Source organism: Amycolatopsis halotolerans (assembly GCF_042647905.1).
GTDB classification, from domain to species: domain Bacteria; phylum Actinomycetota; class Actinomycetes; order Mycobacteriales; family Pseudonocardiaceae; genus Amycolatopsis; species Amycolatopsis halotolerans.
Genome location: NZ_JBHRWI010000033.1, coordinates 46399 through 62016 on the forward strand (window position 1 = coordinate 46399; position 15618 = coordinate 62016).

Annotated in this window: 13 protein-coding genes; 9 read left to right on the forward strand and 4 right to left on the reverse strand. The window is 67.9% G+C overall.

Annotated features, from left to right (window positions below):
• Positions 1-148: 148 nt before the first annotated feature.
• From ACFORO_RS28160 to ACFORO_RS28175, 4 genes are all read left to right on the forward strand, one after another.
• The gene (locus ACFORO_RS28160; protein ID WP_377873760.1) at positions 149-2941 is read left to right on the forward strand and encodes an AfsR/SARP family transcriptional regulator; all 2793 of its coding nucleotides are present in this window, start codon (positions 149-151) and stop codon (positions 2939-2941) included.
• A gap of 1097 nt (positions 2942-4038) precedes the next feature.
• Positions 4039-5154: a hypothetical protein gene (locus ACFORO_RS28165; protein ID WP_377896659.1), complete on the forward strand. Its 1116-nt coding sequence runs from the start codon at positions 4039-4041 to the stop codon at positions 5152-5154.
• A gap of 195 nt (positions 5155-5349) precedes the next feature.
• Positions 5350-5631 carry a hypothetical protein gene (locus tag ACFORO_RS28170; RefSeq protein ID WP_377873758.1) on the forward strand — a complete coding sequence of 94 codons (282 nt, stop codon included), beginning with the start codon at positions 5350-5352 and terminating at the stop codon, positions 5629-5631.
• A gap of 55 nt (positions 5632-5686) precedes the next feature.
• On the forward strand, positions 5687-6097 hold the full coding sequence (locus tag ACFORO_RS28175) for a hypothetical protein (protein WP_377873757.1): 411 nt from the start codon (positions 5687-5689) through the stop codon (positions 6095-6097).
• Positions 6098-7087: 990 nt separating this feature from the next.
• On the opposite strand, the gene ACFORO_RS28180 is transcribed toward ACFORO_RS28175, so the two are convergent.
• Positions 7088-7522, reverse strand: a complete 435-nt coding sequence (locus tag ACFORO_RS28180) for a hypothetical protein (protein ID WP_377873756.1) — start codon at positions 7520-7522, stop codon at positions 7088-7090.
• Positions 7523-7864: 342 nt separating this feature from the next.
• On the opposite strand from ACFORO_RS28180, the gene ACFORO_RS28185 reads away from it, so the two are divergent.
• On the forward strand, positions 7865-8362 hold the full coding sequence (locus tag ACFORO_RS28185) for a hypothetical protein (protein ID WP_377873755.1): 498 nt from the start codon (positions 7865-7867) through the stop codon (positions 8360-8362).
• Positions 8363-8905: 543 nt separating this feature from the next.
• A complete protein-coding gene (locus ACFORO_RS28190; protein ID WP_377873754.1) occupies positions 8906-9154 on the forward strand; it encodes a hypothetical protein in 249 nt (82 codons plus the stop codon).
• A 421-nt stretch (positions 9155-9575) separates the two neighbouring features.
• On the opposite strand, the gene ACFORO_RS28195 is transcribed toward ACFORO_RS28190, so the two are convergent.
• The 3 genes from ACFORO_RS28195 to ACFORO_RS28205 form a co-directional block, all read right to left on the reverse strand.
• A complete protein-coding gene (locus tag ACFORO_RS28195; RefSeq protein ID WP_377896661.1) occupies positions 9576-9722 on the reverse strand; it encodes a hypothetical protein in 147 nt (48 codons plus the stop codon).
• Positions 9723-9947: 225 nt separating this feature from the next.
• On the reverse strand, positions 9948-12218 hold the full coding sequence (locus tag ACFORO_RS28200; protein WP_377873753.1) for an MGH1-like glycoside hydrolase domain-containing protein: 2271 nt from the start codon (positions 12216-12218) through the stop codon (positions 9948-9950).
• 261 nt (positions 12219-12479) lie between these two features.
• Entirely contained in the window at positions 12480-12701 is a 222-nt protein-coding gene (locus tag ACFORO_RS28205; protein ID WP_377873752.1) for a DUF1905 domain-containing protein, read from the reverse strand.
• A 343-nt stretch (positions 12702-13044) separates the two neighbouring features.
• Here ACFORO_RS28205 and ACFORO_RS28210 point away from each other — a divergent pair, with 343 nt between their 5' ends.
• From ACFORO_RS28210 to ACFORO_RS28220, 3 genes are all read left to right on the forward strand, one after another.
• Positions 13045-13674: a VanZ family protein gene (locus tag ACFORO_RS28210; RefSeq protein ID WP_377873751.1), complete on the forward strand. Its 630-nt coding sequence runs from the start codon at positions 13045-13047 to the stop codon at positions 13672-13674.
• A gap of 153 nt (positions 13675-13827) precedes the next feature.
• Positions 13828-14493 (forward strand): hypothetical protein, encoded by a 666-nt coding sequence (locus ACFORO_RS28215; protein ID WP_377873750.1) that lies wholly within the window; start codon positions 13828-13830, stop codon positions 14491-14493.
• A 320-nt stretch (positions 14494-14813) separates the two neighbouring features.
• Positions 14814-15422: a hypothetical protein gene (locus ACFORO_RS28220; protein WP_377873749.1), complete on the forward strand. Its 609-nt coding sequence runs from the start codon at positions 14814-14816 to the stop codon at positions 15420-15422.
• Positions 15423-15618 lie beyond the last annotated feature (196 nt).

The window sequence follows — 15618 nt, forward strand, 5'->3', positions numbered from 1 at the left end:
CTGCACGTGCAGATTTGGGGCAAATGGACGGTTTTAGTCGAATTTCTGGCTAATGGCGGGCCGCACGTTCCCAGCTACGGTTGAAGGTCTTGGGGAGCCGCGGCGATAATGGCGCTACAGGAAAGGTTTCTCGTCGCCAGGGGGAGCGATGGGCGCGGACTTCCGCTTGCTCGGCGCGATCGAGATGTTCGTCGACGGTTCCTTCGTCGAGGTCGGACATCACCGCCAGCGGTGCGTGCTGGCGGTGATGCTTGTCGAAGCTAACCGTCCGGTGCCGGTCGCTCATGTTGTGGACCGGGTGTGGGGCGGCGGGCAGCTTCCGGCCCATCCCGCCAGCGCGGTGGGAACGTACGTGTCGCTGCTTCGCCGGGTTCTGGAGCCCGCGCGGCAGGGAGGCATCGCCCGGCGGTCCGCGGGCTATGTGCTCGAGGTGGACGAGGAAAACGTAGACCTGCACAGGTTTTGCCGGCTCATCGAGAGGGCCGGTGCCATCGCCGACGGCGGGGACGGCGCGCTGCTCGAACAGGCGCTCGGCTTGTGGCGCGGCGAGCCGTTCGCAGGGGCCGACACGCCGTGGTTCAACACGATCCGTACGATGCTCGCCCACAAGCGCCAGGAGGCCCGGCTCGACCTGACCGACATCCGCCTGCGCCAAGGCCGCCACGCCGCTGTGCTCGCCGGCCTTCGCGACCAGGTCGACGAGCAGCCCCTGGACGAACGGCTGGCCGGGCAGTTCATGCTCGCCCACTACCGCTGCGGCCGCACCGCCGACGCCTTGGACTGCTACCAGCGCCTGCGACGCCGGTTGGGCGAGGAGTTGGGCGCCGATCCCGGTCCCGAGCTGCGCGCCCTGCACCGCCGGATCCTCACGGCGGATCCGGCGCTGGCCGCGCCGCCGCATCCGGTGCGTATCTCCCCGGTGCCCCGAGCCCGTCAACTGCCGTTGATGCCCTGGCCGTTCGCCGGCCGCGCCGACGAGCTGGCCCGGCTCACCGCGATGCACGACAACGCTTCCCGGCGTGGGCACGGGTCTGTCCTGGCGATCACCGGCACCGGCGGAATCGGCAAGACCTGGCTCGCGCTGCGGTGGGCCTACCGGCATCTCGATCGGTTTCCCGACGGGCAGCTGTACGTCAACCTGCGCGGATTCGACCCGACCGGAAAACCCATGGCCCCGGCCACGGCGATCCGCGGTTTCCTGGACGCGCTCGGCGGCGATTCGCTCGCCGTTCCGGCGGATTTCGATGCGCAGGCCGGGCTGTTCCGAAGCATGGTCGCGGGCAAACGGATGCTGGTCATGCTGGACAACGCCGCCGACAGCGATCAGGTCCGGTCGCTGCTGCCGGGCGATTCCCGGTGCACCGTGCTCGTCACGAGCCGCGGCCAGCTCTCGACGCTGGCGGCGACGCACGGCGGGCTGGTGCTGGATCTTGATCCGTTGAACGCCGACGAGGCCCGGGAACTGCTGGTCCGCCACCTGAGCGCGGAGAAACTGGCTGCCGAGCCCCGCGCGGCGACCGAGATCCTCGAGCTGTGCGCCGGGCTGCCGTTGGCGATCGGCATCGTCGCCGCGCGTGCCGCGCAGCACCGGGACTTTCCTCTCGCCGCACTGGCCGCCGAACTTCGCGACCCCGCCAGCCGCTTGGATCTGCTGGACGGGGGCGACCTCACGCTGAACCTGCGCGCCGTGCTCTCCTGGTCCTGCCGCGGCCTTTCGCGGGACGCGACCTCGGCGGCCGGACTGGTCGGGTCGGCTCCGGGACCGGACCTCAGCCTGCCAGCGGCAGCGGCACTGACCGGCCTGCCCACCGCGAGGGCGCGGATCGTTTTGCGCGAATTGGAAGACGCGCACCTTGTGCAGCAGCACGCTCCGCACCGCTTCTGCATGCACGACCTGGTGCGGCTGTTCGCCGCCCAGCACATGAAGCAAACCGATGCGGACGACCGCGCTGCGGAGCCGGTGCGCCGATTGGTGGACTTCTATCTGCACACCGCGTTCGCGGCCAATCGACGGCTGGATCCGCACTATCCGCCGATCCGGCTCGACGCTGTGGCTGCCGGTTGCCAACCGCTGTGCCCGGACGACGAGTCCGCCGCTCTGGCGTGGTTCGCGGCGGAGCATTCCAATCTGCTGGTCGCCCAACGGCTGGCCGCGGACCGGGGCTGGCGCGCCGAGGTCTGGCAACTGGCCTGGACGCTAGGCACCTATCACCGAAGAAGTGGTCTGCTGTCGGACAACCTCACGGTCTGGTCTGCGGCACTGGACGCCGCGCACCGCGCGGGAGACCGCGCCGCGCACACCTTGACGCATCGTCTTCTCGGCTACGCCTACGCGCGGGCCGGTCATGCCGATGACGCGCAGAAGCACCTGCGCCGAGCACTGTCGCTAGCCGAGGCCGCCGATGACCGCCTTGGCCAGGCGCACGCCTACCACCTAATGGCCGGTGCGTGGGAGCAGCAGGCGAACGACCGGCAGGCGCTGCGCTGCGCCCGGCACGCCCTGCCGTTGTTCCGGGCCCTTGACCTGCCCGTGTGGGAAGGCTGGACGCTCGGCCAGATCGGCTGGCATCAGGCCCGGCTCGGCGATCACGACGAGGGGCGCGCGCACTGTGCGGCCGCCCTCGCACTGGCCCGGCGCCACGACGACCCGGAAGGAGAGGCCGTCGTCCTGGACAGCCTCGGCTACATCTGCGTGCGGGCCGCCGACTACGCGCGGGCCACGCACTACTACGAACAGGCGCTCACGGCGTTCAACGGCCTCGGCAACGCCTCCGAGGAGGCGGACACGCTGGTTAACCTGGGCGCCGCGCACTACGCCCAGGGCCAGCGCGAGCAGGCTCGTTCCCGGTGGGAGGCGGCGTTGGAGCACTACCGGACGCAGCGCCGCCCCGGGGACGCGGAGCGGGTCAGCCTCCTGCTCGACCGCCTCGGCCAGGATTGAGCCATCGTGCGGGTCCACCCGGAAGGCCAGACGCTCTCGAACCCAGTTGCTTGAGCGAGGTGAACAAGGAGGATCGCCGGGCAGACCACCGCGCTTCCGGTCAGCCTGTGACAAGGCCCGTCAAAGGTTTACCAACGGTCGGCCGAGCAGGCTGGGCACGTCTCATACGCAGTCAAAGGAGGGGGCATGTCGAGATCGGGATCTCGTACTGCGATATTCGCTTCAGCCACCGCAGTTCTTCTGAGCATGTGCGTGGCGCAATCCGCTTCGGCCGCCGACAGCGTCGCACCGCCGCCGGCCGACGTCCCGGCAATGACGGCCGCGGAAACCGTGGTTCTGAGCGCCGCACCCGATAACGCCCGAGGATTCGGTGCGCAGAACGTCATCAATTGCCCCATCCGGGCAAACTATCCGCACCGGTCGCAACACATACCAGGATTCGTCGCCGGCGAATCCACGACAAGCTGCCCGGTTCCCGTTCCGTCGGTCGCCACCCAGGCTGAACTGTACCGGTGGCTTCCCGGTTTCGGCTGGGCTCTCGCCGGGATCGGGCAATACAAGTACGGACCCGGCACATACGTCACGTCGGCAGCCAACGACATATGCCAGGGCGGAAGCGCGTACTACTATACGTTGGGGCATCATTCCGTGGTCTTTCCCAAAGGCTATACGCCCCAGTCGGCCAGCGGCACTACAAAGAGCCCCGTGATCAGAGTTAACTGTTGACGGAAAGAAGCGACCGTCCGCTTCGAGCACAAGCCCGCCGACGTCACCTGGACGAACGAGACCCGAACCGGTCACGAAGCTCCCCGGAATCCGACTGCGCGAGCAAGCCGGGGCTCCTGGCTCGACGGATAGAGCACCTATCGCATGGGCGGCGTATGGACGAGCACGAACGACTCATTCTCGCGGCGACGCGGGCGCGGACTGTCCCGGACCTTGCCGAAGTGCTCGCGCAAGTGCGGCGCATCCATCGAGGGCCCGGCGGGCGACGTCCGGCCACTTACCGCGAACTGTCGGCGTCGACCGGCCTGCCGCATACGACGATCGGCACGTACCTGTCCGGAAAAGTCCTGGCTCCGGCCGACCGTTTCGACTTGATCGTTTCGGCGTTGGGGGTGCCTGCGGAGTTGTGCCGCGCATTGGCGACGGCGCGCGACCGCGTGGAGGATCTGCGCCGGGGCCTCGGCCGCAGCCTCTCGGAACCGAGCGCGCACGAGAACTCTGAACCGCTGCTCGACGCGACAGCAGAGCGATCCCTCCGGATCGCCGAAGCGGTGTCGGCGGGAACGGCGGGCGACGCACTGGACTCGCTGCGCGCCGGGATCGGCCGCCTCGCGGCAGCGTACGGACGACAATCCTCGTCGGCGATCACGCGGCAACTCGTCGACTTCCACAACGCCGCACTCGACTTGACGGCCGCACGGTTGAGCAAGAAACAGGCCAAACGGCTGTACCTGTACGCGGGACTGTCCGGGTACCTGCTGGCTTCGGCCGGTCATGACCAGGCGAACTGGCCCCTGTCGGCGCGCTACGCACAAGCTGCCCGGCTGTTTGTCGGCAAGGCTGACGACGGTGGCTCCGCACACGCGCTCATCTGCAACATCCAGTCGCTGTCAGGCCTGCTCCAGGGACGGGACGCGGCCGCACTGCGGTTCGCGCTGGAAGGGATGGACGTGACACGGCCGTCACGGGGAACGATGCCCGGACTGCTCGCGTTGCGGGCGGCGCGTGCGCTCGCAACGCGGGGCAGGACAGCAGAAGCGTTCTGCGCTGTCGCTCACGCGGAGCGCGGACGGAACAAGCTGATCCCCGACGAACTCGACACTCTGTTGGGATACGACCACGACAATACCGAATCCGCTTACTTCAGCTACGCCGCCGAAGTCTTCGCTGCCCTTCCGCCGGAGCGGACAGTCCTGACGCTGCTTGAAGAGCACGCCCGCCACGCTGCCCAAGGCTACCGGGACCCGCATCGCGCGGGATGGACTTTCGACCGTGCTGCGTTGGCGCATCTCCTGCTGGCCAAGGTTTATGCGCACCGTGACGACCTGGACGCCGTCGACCGCCTGACGAAGCCGGTGTTGCTGTTGCCGCCGCACCAACGCATTGCCGACCTGCGTCATGCGACAGCCAGCTTGCGCGCAGCGCTCCGCACCCGACCCGCCGGCCGGCAACGCGACGAATTGCTTGGGAGATTGGCCGGTTTCTGAGACAACGGCTCAGCCCCGTCCGTCATCGCACCTGCCCAACCGGCGGCCCCGACCAGCCCTGGTGTCGCAGACCTCCCGTACCGGATGTGTACAAGGTTGTACAAGACGGGGCTGTCAGCACTCGCACTCTCGATAGTGTCCGACGTGGCGGCTGTTCCACGAGCCGAGAGAATTGCTCCCAGAAAGGATGATTTCATGCGAAATACTGTGCTGCTCTGCATTACCGCTGCGACAGCTGTGCTTCTGCTGACAGCGTCGGACGCAACGGCATCGGCCGAGACTCCAAATGCGGCACCCGCCTCTCCTCTTGGCCGATATCTCTACGAATCGCACATTACCTCGGAGCAGTGCACGAGTGATGGCATTTCGATGGTCGCGAGCGGCCAGTCGTCGGCATATGACTGCGACAGCAGCGATGCGGGAGCCAACGACGGCCTGTGGGCGCTCTGGCTCTTCGACGCGAGTGTCCGCGAGTGACCTTCAAGAGCGAACTGCGGCAAAAAATAGAGAAACTCGATAATAAGGAGACGGCGTGAAGACGGAAACTGCCTCGCTTGTCAGGACGGTGTCGAAGATTCTGGTCGCGGCCATGGCGTCGCTTTCGATGTGGGCGCTGAGCGACGCGAGCGCCAGCGCATCGACAGCTCCGCAGGCCCCGGGATTTTCACCGGTTCAGCACGAGGCTGTTGCGGCACAGCCTGGGCTGAGCACGGCGGAAAGACAGGTCGCGAGCCCTTACGCCCGGTATGACTGCAAGTACTGGCAGGGTCCTCAGGACCTGTTCGTCAACTGCAAGATCACCGCGGGCGTGGTTCAAATTACTATTTACTGCTCTGACGGAAAATCCTACAACAGTCCCTACTACGGAATCGGCGACTACATGATTCACGGCTCGTGCAAGCCGAACCGCTTGGCCGGTTGGAAGTTCAACGACGTGGCATGAGCACGCATCTCGCGTACGCGCGGCCGCCAGGCCCCCGCGACGTGTTCCAGGTAGCTTGCTCTTCGGGATCCGGAACGCTGCGCGAATAACAGAAGTTTCCCCTGTGATGGTCCAACCTGGACCGCCGCAGGGGAAACTCACGGCGAGATCGCCGACGCGTCAACACCTCCGGAAGCGTCGCGTTTGGTTGCCAACTTTGCCCGTGATCGCCGGAAATGAAGCGCGTCCCCAAAAGCTGGCGAAATCGCGTCCGACGGGACGGCGTGATTGTCCAGCGGCGCTGTGGCAACTGCAGTCCATTGTCGTCGTCGACGGAGCAGTTGGCCGCGACTGCGGTGCTCCCGACCGCCTTCCGTGCTACCGGATGTAGCGGCAGACGCCGGGGTCCGGGGCGCTCGAGACCACCCGCGAGGTCGGCACCCCAGCCAGCCAGGGCGCCGCGCTCACCGGGCTCGGCGAGGTCCTGACAGTGCTCGGAGACACCTCGTCCGCGCTCGACCATCATCGGCGGGCACTCGAATTCGCATGGAAGACCGGCGATCCCTACTGGCTCGCGAGGGCCTGGGAGTGGTGTTGCGCACCGACGGACACGAGGCGCGGGGTGCGAGCCAACTTCAGGCCGCTCGCGACTCCTACGAGAAGATCGGCGTGCCCGATGCGAAAAGGGTCGAGGCATACCTGCCCGGGACGCATGTGTCGGCTTCATAGCGAAGTTCGCTGCGTTGGCGGGAGCGGTCGGCGGAGCGGGAGGTTGCTTCTCATTCCGACCAGGTGGTCAGGCGTTGCTGGTAGACGTTTCGGGCGAAGTCGAACGCGGTGCCCGACAGCAGCAGGCGCAGCGGCGGGTCTCGGCGTCGACCACGGCCAGGATCGCGTTGACGGTGGCGTCGGGGCCGGTCGCGCGACAACGCGACCTCCCTCGAGACGTTCGGCCACCACCGCCCCCGGAACGGGCTGCCGTTGAGGGGACGGTGGTGGCGGGATCCGTGGTCAGCCGCCGCAGGCGGGGACTGGGGCGACGTCCACGGCGGCGTCGATGATCTCGCCGGTGGTGTGGTTGACCGCGTGCGCGGTCATGTGCTGGTTGGTGCCGGGGTGGTTGGCGGTCGGGTGCTGCTCCCTGATCCCGGTGGCGGTCGAGGTGTCGTCGCCGGTGAAGAAGACCTGGCCGTTGTCGGCGAACGTGATCGACCACACCTGGTTGGGAACGTTGGTGTGGATCTCGAACTCCTCGCCGACGACGAAGCTTCCGCCGGGCCCGTCGTCGTCGTGCTTGGACTTCAGCGTCCACGACGTTCCCATGTTCCCGACGCCGTCGGCCTCCGAGGTGGGACCGCACCGCCGGCTGGCCTCGGCGTTCCCGGTGATGACAAGGCTGAGCAAACCAGCGACGACCATGGTTGCCGCAATGTGCTTGTACCGCACGGAATCCTCCCTGTTCTCAGCAATTTATTGTCTGCACCTGTCGATACGCGACAGGGTTACAGGGACACCGGGCAAGCGCGCGGTGGTGCTCGTCGGCCGCCCCGCGGCACGACGCTTCGACCAGGTCGGCGGGGCATAAGGAACGGACACCCGGCGTGGACTGGTCGTAGGGGTTGGCGGTCACGATGCCGGTGGTGGGGATGGCGTTTCGCTGAATCAGCCTGAGCGCGACAGCAGAGATCGTCGTTGCTTGGGCTCGTTCGACGATTCCCTCGCCGGAAGGCATCTCACCGGATGGGGAAGTCACGAGTCGGGGGAGGGCCGACTGGGTATGCGCTCAGTATGGGAGGACGAAGACCGCAGGAGCTGGAACCCGGGGAAACTGTCCTGTGGACCGGTTGTTCGCTGCCCCGGAAGCGGCCCCGGTGGCTGTGGGTGTTGCTGCTCGGATACCTGATCGGACTCGCGGCGCTCGGGTCCGCCTGGAATTGGGGCGTCGCCATCCAGTCGGGCCTCACTACGTTGTTCTTCACAGCGGCCGATCGGTGGCGGATGAAGGCGACTCTCACGCGCGGCCGCTACACCGTGACCACCCGGCGGGTCCTGGTCGAAGCAACGTGGTGGGGACGTCCGATCTGTCGCGCCGAGCGCCTGTCAGACCTGGCGAAGGCGGCTGTCACCGATTACCGGGGCGGCCGGGCCGTCGAGTTCGGCGATCGGGAGAAAAGCGGCAACCCCGGCCACCGTTCCAACGGGATGCTGATCGCGCCGCTGGCGTTGTTCGTGGGCGACGAAGCGGACCGCCTGCTGGAGGTGGTCCGCACCGCGCAGCAGGGCTGAAGGACGCGTGGTTCCCCGGGCCGCCCAAGGAAACATGGAGGACCCCCGCGCGCACGGGGAAGACAGCACCACGAACCAGCTTGCGGGGCTCTGCCCGGGACCACCCCCGCACCCGTCCCCGGTCGGGGCCGGAGGAGGGACCGTGTCCGAGCAGGGGGCGGACCCGCGTCGCAAGCGCGACAATCACTGTGAGCGTGTTTTTCCTTTGATGCCATGGTGTCTGCGGCTGTCAAACGTGCTGGGAATGGACGCTGCCGTCCGGCCGAGGCCGCGAACCGTCGCTGCACAGTCGCGGAGACAGCGCACGGCAGACGACAATCGCTCAGGTCCGATGCCCGCCTGCCGCGGCGGTGACAACTGACGCGCCCGGTCACGCGTGTGCCTGCCGACAACGCATTTCCCTTGTTGCCACCAGCGTTCGGCGGCAGACGCCGCATCGAACGGGAACACGATCGGGTACCGCACTCGCTGCGGGCTTGATCATTCCCGCCGTGGCGACCGATACCTCGTTCGCCACTACTGGCAAGATCGAGAGGAGCCCCTGTGTCCCTGCCCGCTAAGGTCGCCGCCGCCGTGCTCGCCGTCGGCGTGCCCGTACTGCTCGCCACGCCCGCCGCAGCCGACAACGACTCGAACTTCGGCGTCGGCGTCAACGCGGCCAACAACTGGAACTTCACCGCCGCCGACGTCTGCATCCAAGAACTCGCCGTCGTGCCGGCGCTCGGCGCGTGGGTCGGCGACCACCGCAACAACTGCTCCAACGGCAACGTGATCGACCACTCCGGCAAATGACCGGTGACGCCCGCGACGGTTCGTTGTGGGCGTCACCGGCTGGCCGGGATTCTTGGGGCCGGGCCGATCTGGACTTGCGAGTCGGCCGAGCCTGGCGGGGCCGCCTTCTTGCTCAAGGGCAGGGAAAGCAGCGGCTGCCGGGGTCGATTGTCCGGCGGGCCAGGTGCGGGTGGCTCGGTGTTCGGTGGTGGCGCTGACTGAGCCGGGGTCGGTCTGGACGTAGACGAAACTGTCGCCGGAGGGGTCGAGGTAGAGGTCGAAGTGCAGGCTGCCGCCGATGACGAGGGTTCCGGTGCAGTCGGCGGCGACGGTTACCACTGGGGCGACACCCAGCCGCTCAACGCCCACGGCATCGTGCCGAGCACACAGTCGATCCACCTCCCGGCAGGACAACTGAAGCAGGGCCGGAACACAGTGACCATCACGACGGTGTCCGGTTCGTGGCGTGGCTGGTGTACGACGGCATCGCCATCGGCCGCTGAAACGAGCGCGACGAAGGGGCCGCCCCCAGCGGGGTGGTCCCTTCGTCGCGGGCGGCGTGCCCGCCGGGCTGTGAGAGGTGTTCCATCAGTCCGGACCTGATAGCCCGGCGCTCCTGCCCAGCCGTTCCAAGGACGTCATCGTGGCCGTCTGCCGGCGCCCTGCGGGTGAGGGACGTCTCCGAGACCGACGGGTCTCGGCCACCCGCACGGCTACCCTGCGCGCAAACGGAGAAGTTCGGCGACCGAGTGTGTTCGCCACCTGTCTTCTCGGCCGTACCCCGCGCACGCCGGGGCGACGGGCGGTCCCGGCGTCAGGCCCGCTGTGGGTGGTCGAGTGCCAGCAGCATCGCCGCCGACCAGCTGAAGCCGCGCGAGTTCATCGGCGCGCCGGTGGCGGGGTTGTAGTTCTCCATCAGCGGCCCGTTGCCCAGCAGACCGGCCGCGTTGGAGCGCAGCTGGTCGGCGAGTGCCGCTGAGTCGGTGCCGTATCCGTAGCGCTGCAAGCCCGTCAAGGCGAAGTACGCGTGGTCCAGCCACACCGCGCCGCGCCAGTAGCCGGTCGGCTGGTAGTACGGCGAGCTCGCCGAGGTGGTCGGGAATGGCATGCGGGTGTCGAATTCGGTGGGGGACAGGAGGTTCTTCCGCGCGGCCGCCGCCTGGCCGGGGGTGGCGACGCCGGCCCACAGCGGGATGGCGCCTTCGATTCCCTTGCCGCGTGCGGTGAGCCGTCGGCCGGTGCCCAGTTCCGTGTCGTAGAACCAGCCGGTGGCCGGGTCGAACATGGTGCGCTGGACGGCGGCCGCGACGCTGGCCGCCGAGGCGCGGTAGGACCGGGCCGCCCGGCGGTCGCCGAGCCGGTCGGCGATCAGCGCGAGGGTCTTTTTGTCCATCACCAGGTAGGAGTTGAGATCCACCGACTCCTGGGCGAGCGACGAACCGACGACTTGTCCGCTCGGCGAGGTGTTGTCGACGACGGTGGCGCCGAGCTTCGCGTCGAAGCGCGGCGCATTGTCCATTCCGCTTTCCCATGCCGCCGCCAGGCGCTTGTCCTCGGCAGTCGCGTTGGCCGGATCGACGGTGGCGCCGTACTCGGCGAGGCCGTTGTGGTCGTGGTCCCGGTCCCGATACCACCAGGCGTGGTAGGCGGCCAGCTTCGGGTACATCTCGCGCAGGAACCCGAGATCGCCGTTGCGCTGGTAGACCGACCAGACCGCCCAGGAGGCGAGGGGCGGTTTGGAGTTGCGCTCGTTCCAGTTGCCGCCGCCGTGGGCGGGGTCGTTGTAGAAGACGGCGTCCGGGATCATCCCGGCGTCCTGCGGCCGGGCCGTCGACGCCGCGGTCACCTGGTAGTCGAACATGGACCGGATCTGGGATTCGGCCAGCGCTGGATCGAACACGGCGGTGCCGACCGCCTGTTTCCAGGTGTCCCACGCCCACAGGCCGTTGAACCACTTGTTGGAGATCGCGGGCGTGATGCCGTCGTGCTTCAACGCGCCCGCCGGACTGCGCCAGTTGGTGATCAGCGTTTCGGCCGACTTCACCGCCAGCCGCTGCCGGTTCGGCGGCACCCCGCGAGTGGCCGCCGCGACGTAGCCGTGCCAGCGAGCGTCGTCCTCGGCGACGGTGCGCCACGGCTGAGCCAACGCGCGCCTCGCCGCCGACGCGTCGGCGGCAGCCTCGGCGGGGGTGAAGGTGTAGGACTCGGTCCAGTTCAGCGTCCGCCGGCCGTGCGGGCCGAGCTGCAGGGGTGCGTCGCTCGTGGTGGTGTACGTGTCGCCGGTGACCGTTGTCGTCACCGGGTCGGCGTGAACGACCTGGAACCGTTCGGTGCCGTCGGTCAGGTAGTCGTTCGCTTCGCGCACCTTGGCGAAACCGACCGCGACGCCGTCCTTGGTCGCGGAAAGCCGGGGAGCGCCGTGCTGGGGTCCGGCGTCCGGCCGCAGCAGCGTGCCGCTCCAGCCCGCGCCGACCGACCGCGACCGGTGCTCGGTGTTCTCCACGGTGGCCTGGACCAGCGCGGTGCGGTTGCTGGCGTAGCGCAGTTCCATGACGACGCGCAGGCCGTCGACCTCGAAGCTCTGCCGCAGCGCGCCGGGCAGCGAACTGAATGCCGGGTCGCGAGCGTCAGCGAGGTTGATCGGGTGCCCGGCCTCGCTCAGGTTGAGCCGGCTGAAACCGGCGCTCAGCCACCACGGGTACTCCTGCGCGAGGTACAGCGGCCCGGTGAACGCACCGTAGGACGCGGTGTCGCCGGCCTTGGGCAGCGCGTAGGCGTGCCACGCGCCGCGGTCGGCGAACACGTTGATGTCGCTGACATCGCCGCCGGCCGAGCCGGGCAGCGCCGAGGTGGGCACGCCTTGCAGATCGAGCACGTCCGCGTAGGACGAGGCGGCCTCGTTCCCGGAGGACTCAGACGCGACCGCGGGGGGCGGGAGAAGAAGAGCGGCACCGACGGTGATCGCCGCGAGAGCTGTGCGCGAACGGAACATGAACACCTTCCTGAGCGAGTGAATCGATTCGGCCGAAGCGCCGCGGACCTCTGCTGTGTGCCCGCCAGCCGACAACCTCGCACGCAAAGTCATGACAACCAGGATGGCCGACTGGCGACAGTCGCGGTGCCGACTCCCGTCGGCCCTCCCATCGACCGCCCCTGACCGAGCACCCTGAGCCACACGGTTCCACACCGCGTCCCTGCCTTCCGCGGCCGACCATCTGCATGCGGGGCGGCGGCTGGCATTACCGCCTTGCGCAGCTCGAAATTTCTCTGCATTCGTCAAGTTGATCACGCGCGTAACAACGAACGCCCCCGCACACCTCCGGCGGGCGGACCGCCTCCTCCGACGTCAGAGGTCGAGGACCGTCACGGTCACCCGGGCAACGTCGCCGGGATCGAGCTTCTCGGCCTCGCGCACGGCGCGTTTCACCGGGAGCACGTAGCCGCGCGTGCTGTCCGGGAAGACCGATGCCCGCCAGGTGGTGGCGCCGACCCCGACCTGCACGCGCATCGATCCGAACCCGCGGCTCGGCCCGCCCAGTTCCCGGTCCGCCGCGCGTCCCAGATCCACAGTTCAGCGTCGAAGTGCACTTCCACGTCGCCAGCTTCGCACGCGCCACCGACGGTTTCCGGGCGATCCGCGAGCAGCGCGCACCCGCGTGGCGGAGGGTGCGGCGGCGTGCCGCGTTAGTCCCGGGATTCACCCTCTCTTCGGCTACACGACCGGCGTAATTGCGTTAACCGGTCACCGAGCCTTGGGCTGGCTGATCCCGCTGCAAGACACGGCATTCGGTGCGACGGCCGAGGCGCGGCCTCCACCAGGTCGGGTGATCGTGACGACGAGACACCCTTCCCGGCCGATGCGAAGGTGATCTTGCCAGGGGTGGTCAGGGGAGGGGTGCAGGGTGGACTCGGTGGTCGAACGCCTCATTCCGGTGACGGTCGTCGCGCTGCCGCTGTCGCAGATCCTCTGGGTCGTGCTGGCGGTGCGTCGAAGCCGGCGCTGGCCGGCCTCCGTCGCGACGTTCACCGCGGCGATCGACACCGCGATCCTGCTCTGCGGCGGACTGGTCGTCGTCCTGGTCACGGCGCCCGCCGGGGACGCCGAAGGCAGCACCTTGCATCTGATCCCCGGCCAGGACGTCGCCACACTGGGAGAAGACGCGGGCTGGCAGATCGCGGGCAACCTGGTGCTGCTGGCGCCGCTCGCCGCGCTGGTCCCGTTTCGGGTGCCGTGGCTGCGGTCGCTCGCCCGAGTAGCAGCGGCGGCGGCGCTCGTCTCGATCGGAATCGAAGCCGTGCAGTACCTGTTGGACGCCGGCCGGGTCAGTGCCACCGACGACGTACTGTTGAACACCATCGGCGCCACCGCCAGCGCGCGCCTGACTCGCGGTCTCTGGTGTGCGCTGTCCCCGACGATCCCTCGCCCGCGCGAAGGGACCGAGACCGTGGCCGCCAGCGCGACACCTCCCGGTGGGCTGAAGGATTTTCGCGCTAAGGCTCGCCCGGGGAACTCCGACTCGCGCGCCCGCGATCAGCGTTAGCGCGTAGACCGCCGCAACGGTGACTACGACCAGCGCAGGGCCGTAACACCAGCAGAAGCGCGGCCGACCAGAGATTGTGGCGGGCAGTCCTGCCCGCGGATGAATGCACGGTGGGCAAGCTGAGGCGTCTTTTGACGCCGCGTGGGGAGTCTCATGGTCGGTCGGATCCTGTGCGGTGCCGTCTGCGCCGTCGGCGCGGCCTACCTGGTGAACCTGGCCAGCGATCGCAACAGCGTGGGGACGGTCGCCGCGGGACTGGGAGTGGCAGCGGTCTTGACCGCGATCCAGTTGGCGCAGAGCGGTGCTGCCAGCAGTTCGCAGAAAGTGCGAATCCGGTCTGACGGCGACGGCGGTGGCTCGAGAATCTGGATGACGATGGGAGTGTTCCTCGGCGCCACCGGGACAGCCCTGTTCTGGTTTTCGAGCGACCGCTGGTATTCGACTCCGGCCGCGGTCGGCATGCTCCTGGTGGCCGTGTTCTGCGTCGGTATCTCCGTGAACTCCTGGTGGACGTTCTACTGCTGGGCGGAGTTCGCTCCCGCGTACCTGGAAATCTCTTTCCGGGAGAGTAGGCGCACCGCACGCGAGCACCTCACCATTCCGTGGACGCACCTGGCGAATATTTGGTCCGAAGACTCGGGCGGGCTCTGGGTGAAGGCGAATGCCGACGCACCGGAGTTCAGCTGGAAGGGCGAGTCGAGCAGCATTAACGGAATCCCTGGTCGCGTGCAGATACTGGACAATTGGAACTTTCGCGATCCGGTGCGGATTCGGCGCGCGATCAACACCTACGCGGGCGAGTTGCACCGCCGGGCCTAGGGGTTTGGAAGGCACACGGCCAAAGGTCTGGAACACCGACTGGAGGGGATCAGGTCTCCTGGTTGGCGAGGGCAAGGAACGGGGTGGGCGCGCAGCTGGCAACCGCACCCACGCCGGGAACGTCACCGCGACCTACAGCGCCCGCAACCAACTGATCAGCCAAGGCTCCATCGCCTACAGCTACAGCGCGCGGCACTCTCGCCAGTAAAGCCACCGGCACCACCGCAACCGGCTTCGAATAACTGTCATAAATAGTTAGAGACAGCACAAGCGCGGCACGAACCGCTGCTGAGGCCGCTGTGCGGAACGAAAGGAATGTCATGGACAAGCGGGAATCCGCGGTCATGCGGGAAGCGGTTCTCGCCGTGCTGCAGGAGTTCTGCTGCCCGTTGTCGACGACCGAGCTGTCGGTTCTGGTGCGCGCGCGAGACGGTCTCGAGGTTTCGCCCGGCGAGATCGAGCAGCTGGTCGAACTGGACAAGCGGGAGTTCGACGCGGTGGGCGACGAGGCGGGTGTCTGGCTTTGTCCTGGTCTGGAGCCTCCAGATCTTTACCCGGACACCGACTTCCTGACTCGGTCGGATTGGCCGCTGCCGATCCGGCTGGTCGACTTCACGAGCGAGACGAAGCGTCGCCTGTGGTTGCTGCGGATGCTGGCCGACCAGGTGCTCGTCCGGCTCGGCGAACGCGGTGACCCGGCTGTGTTCGGCGAACTGTTCGCGGATCTCGTCTCCGCGTTGCCCGCCGAGACACGGTCGAGCAGGCTCGGCCAGACAGTTCGTGTCGACGTCACCGACGAGGGCCGGGTCGAGGCCGTGCGCGAACTCGCGGAAGACGAGTACGCCCTGCTGGCGAATCCCGGTGCCGAGGAACCCGTTGGTGCGGCGAGGCTTTCCCGCCGGGAGAGAGTGTTCGGTGCGGTCGGTTGAACGAGCTGAAGCGAGGTTCGGAGACGAAACGGTGAGGATTCGCCTCATCGGGGAGTGACCTGCGCGGTCGGTGTGGACGGAGGTCCACGCGTCGAGCGAGAAAACGATCAGCTACCGCATTCGCAGCGGACTTATCATTCCCGCCGCAGCGACCGATACCTCGTTCGCCACCAGTGATCGGTGACGGTCGCAACTC

Excerpts from the sequence above, each read along its gene's own strand:
- ACFORO_RS28160 (WP_377873760.1), top strand. The coding sequence starts at position 149 with ATGGGCGCGGACTTCCGCTTGCTCGGCGCGATCGAGATGTTCGTCGAC.
- ACFORO_RS28170 (WP_377873758.1), top strand. The coding sequence starts at position 5,350 with ATGCGAAATACTGTGCTGCTCTGCATTACCGCTGCGACAGCTGTGCTT.
- ACFORO_RS28185 (WP_377873755.1), top strand. The coding sequence starts at position 7,865 with ATGGGAGGACGAAGACCGCAGGAGCTGGAACCCGGGGAAACTGTCCTG.
- ACFORO_RS28195 (WP_377896661.1), bottom strand. The coding sequence starts at position 9,722 with ATGGAACACCTCTCACAGCCCGGCGGGCACGCCGCCCGCGACGAAGGG.
- ACFORO_RS28200 (WP_377873753.1), bottom strand. The coding sequence starts at position 12,218 with ATGACTTTGCGTGCGAGGTTGTCGGCTGGCGGGCACACAGCAGAGGTC.
- ACFORO_RS28215 (WP_377873750.1), top strand. The coding sequence starts at position 13,828 with ATGGTCGGTCGGATCCTGTGCGGTGCCGTCTGCGCCGTCGGCGCGGCC.
- ACFORO_RS28220 (WP_377873749.1), top strand. The coding sequence starts at position 14,814 with ATGGACAAGCGGGAATCCGCGGTCATGCGGGAAGCGGTTCTCGCCGTG.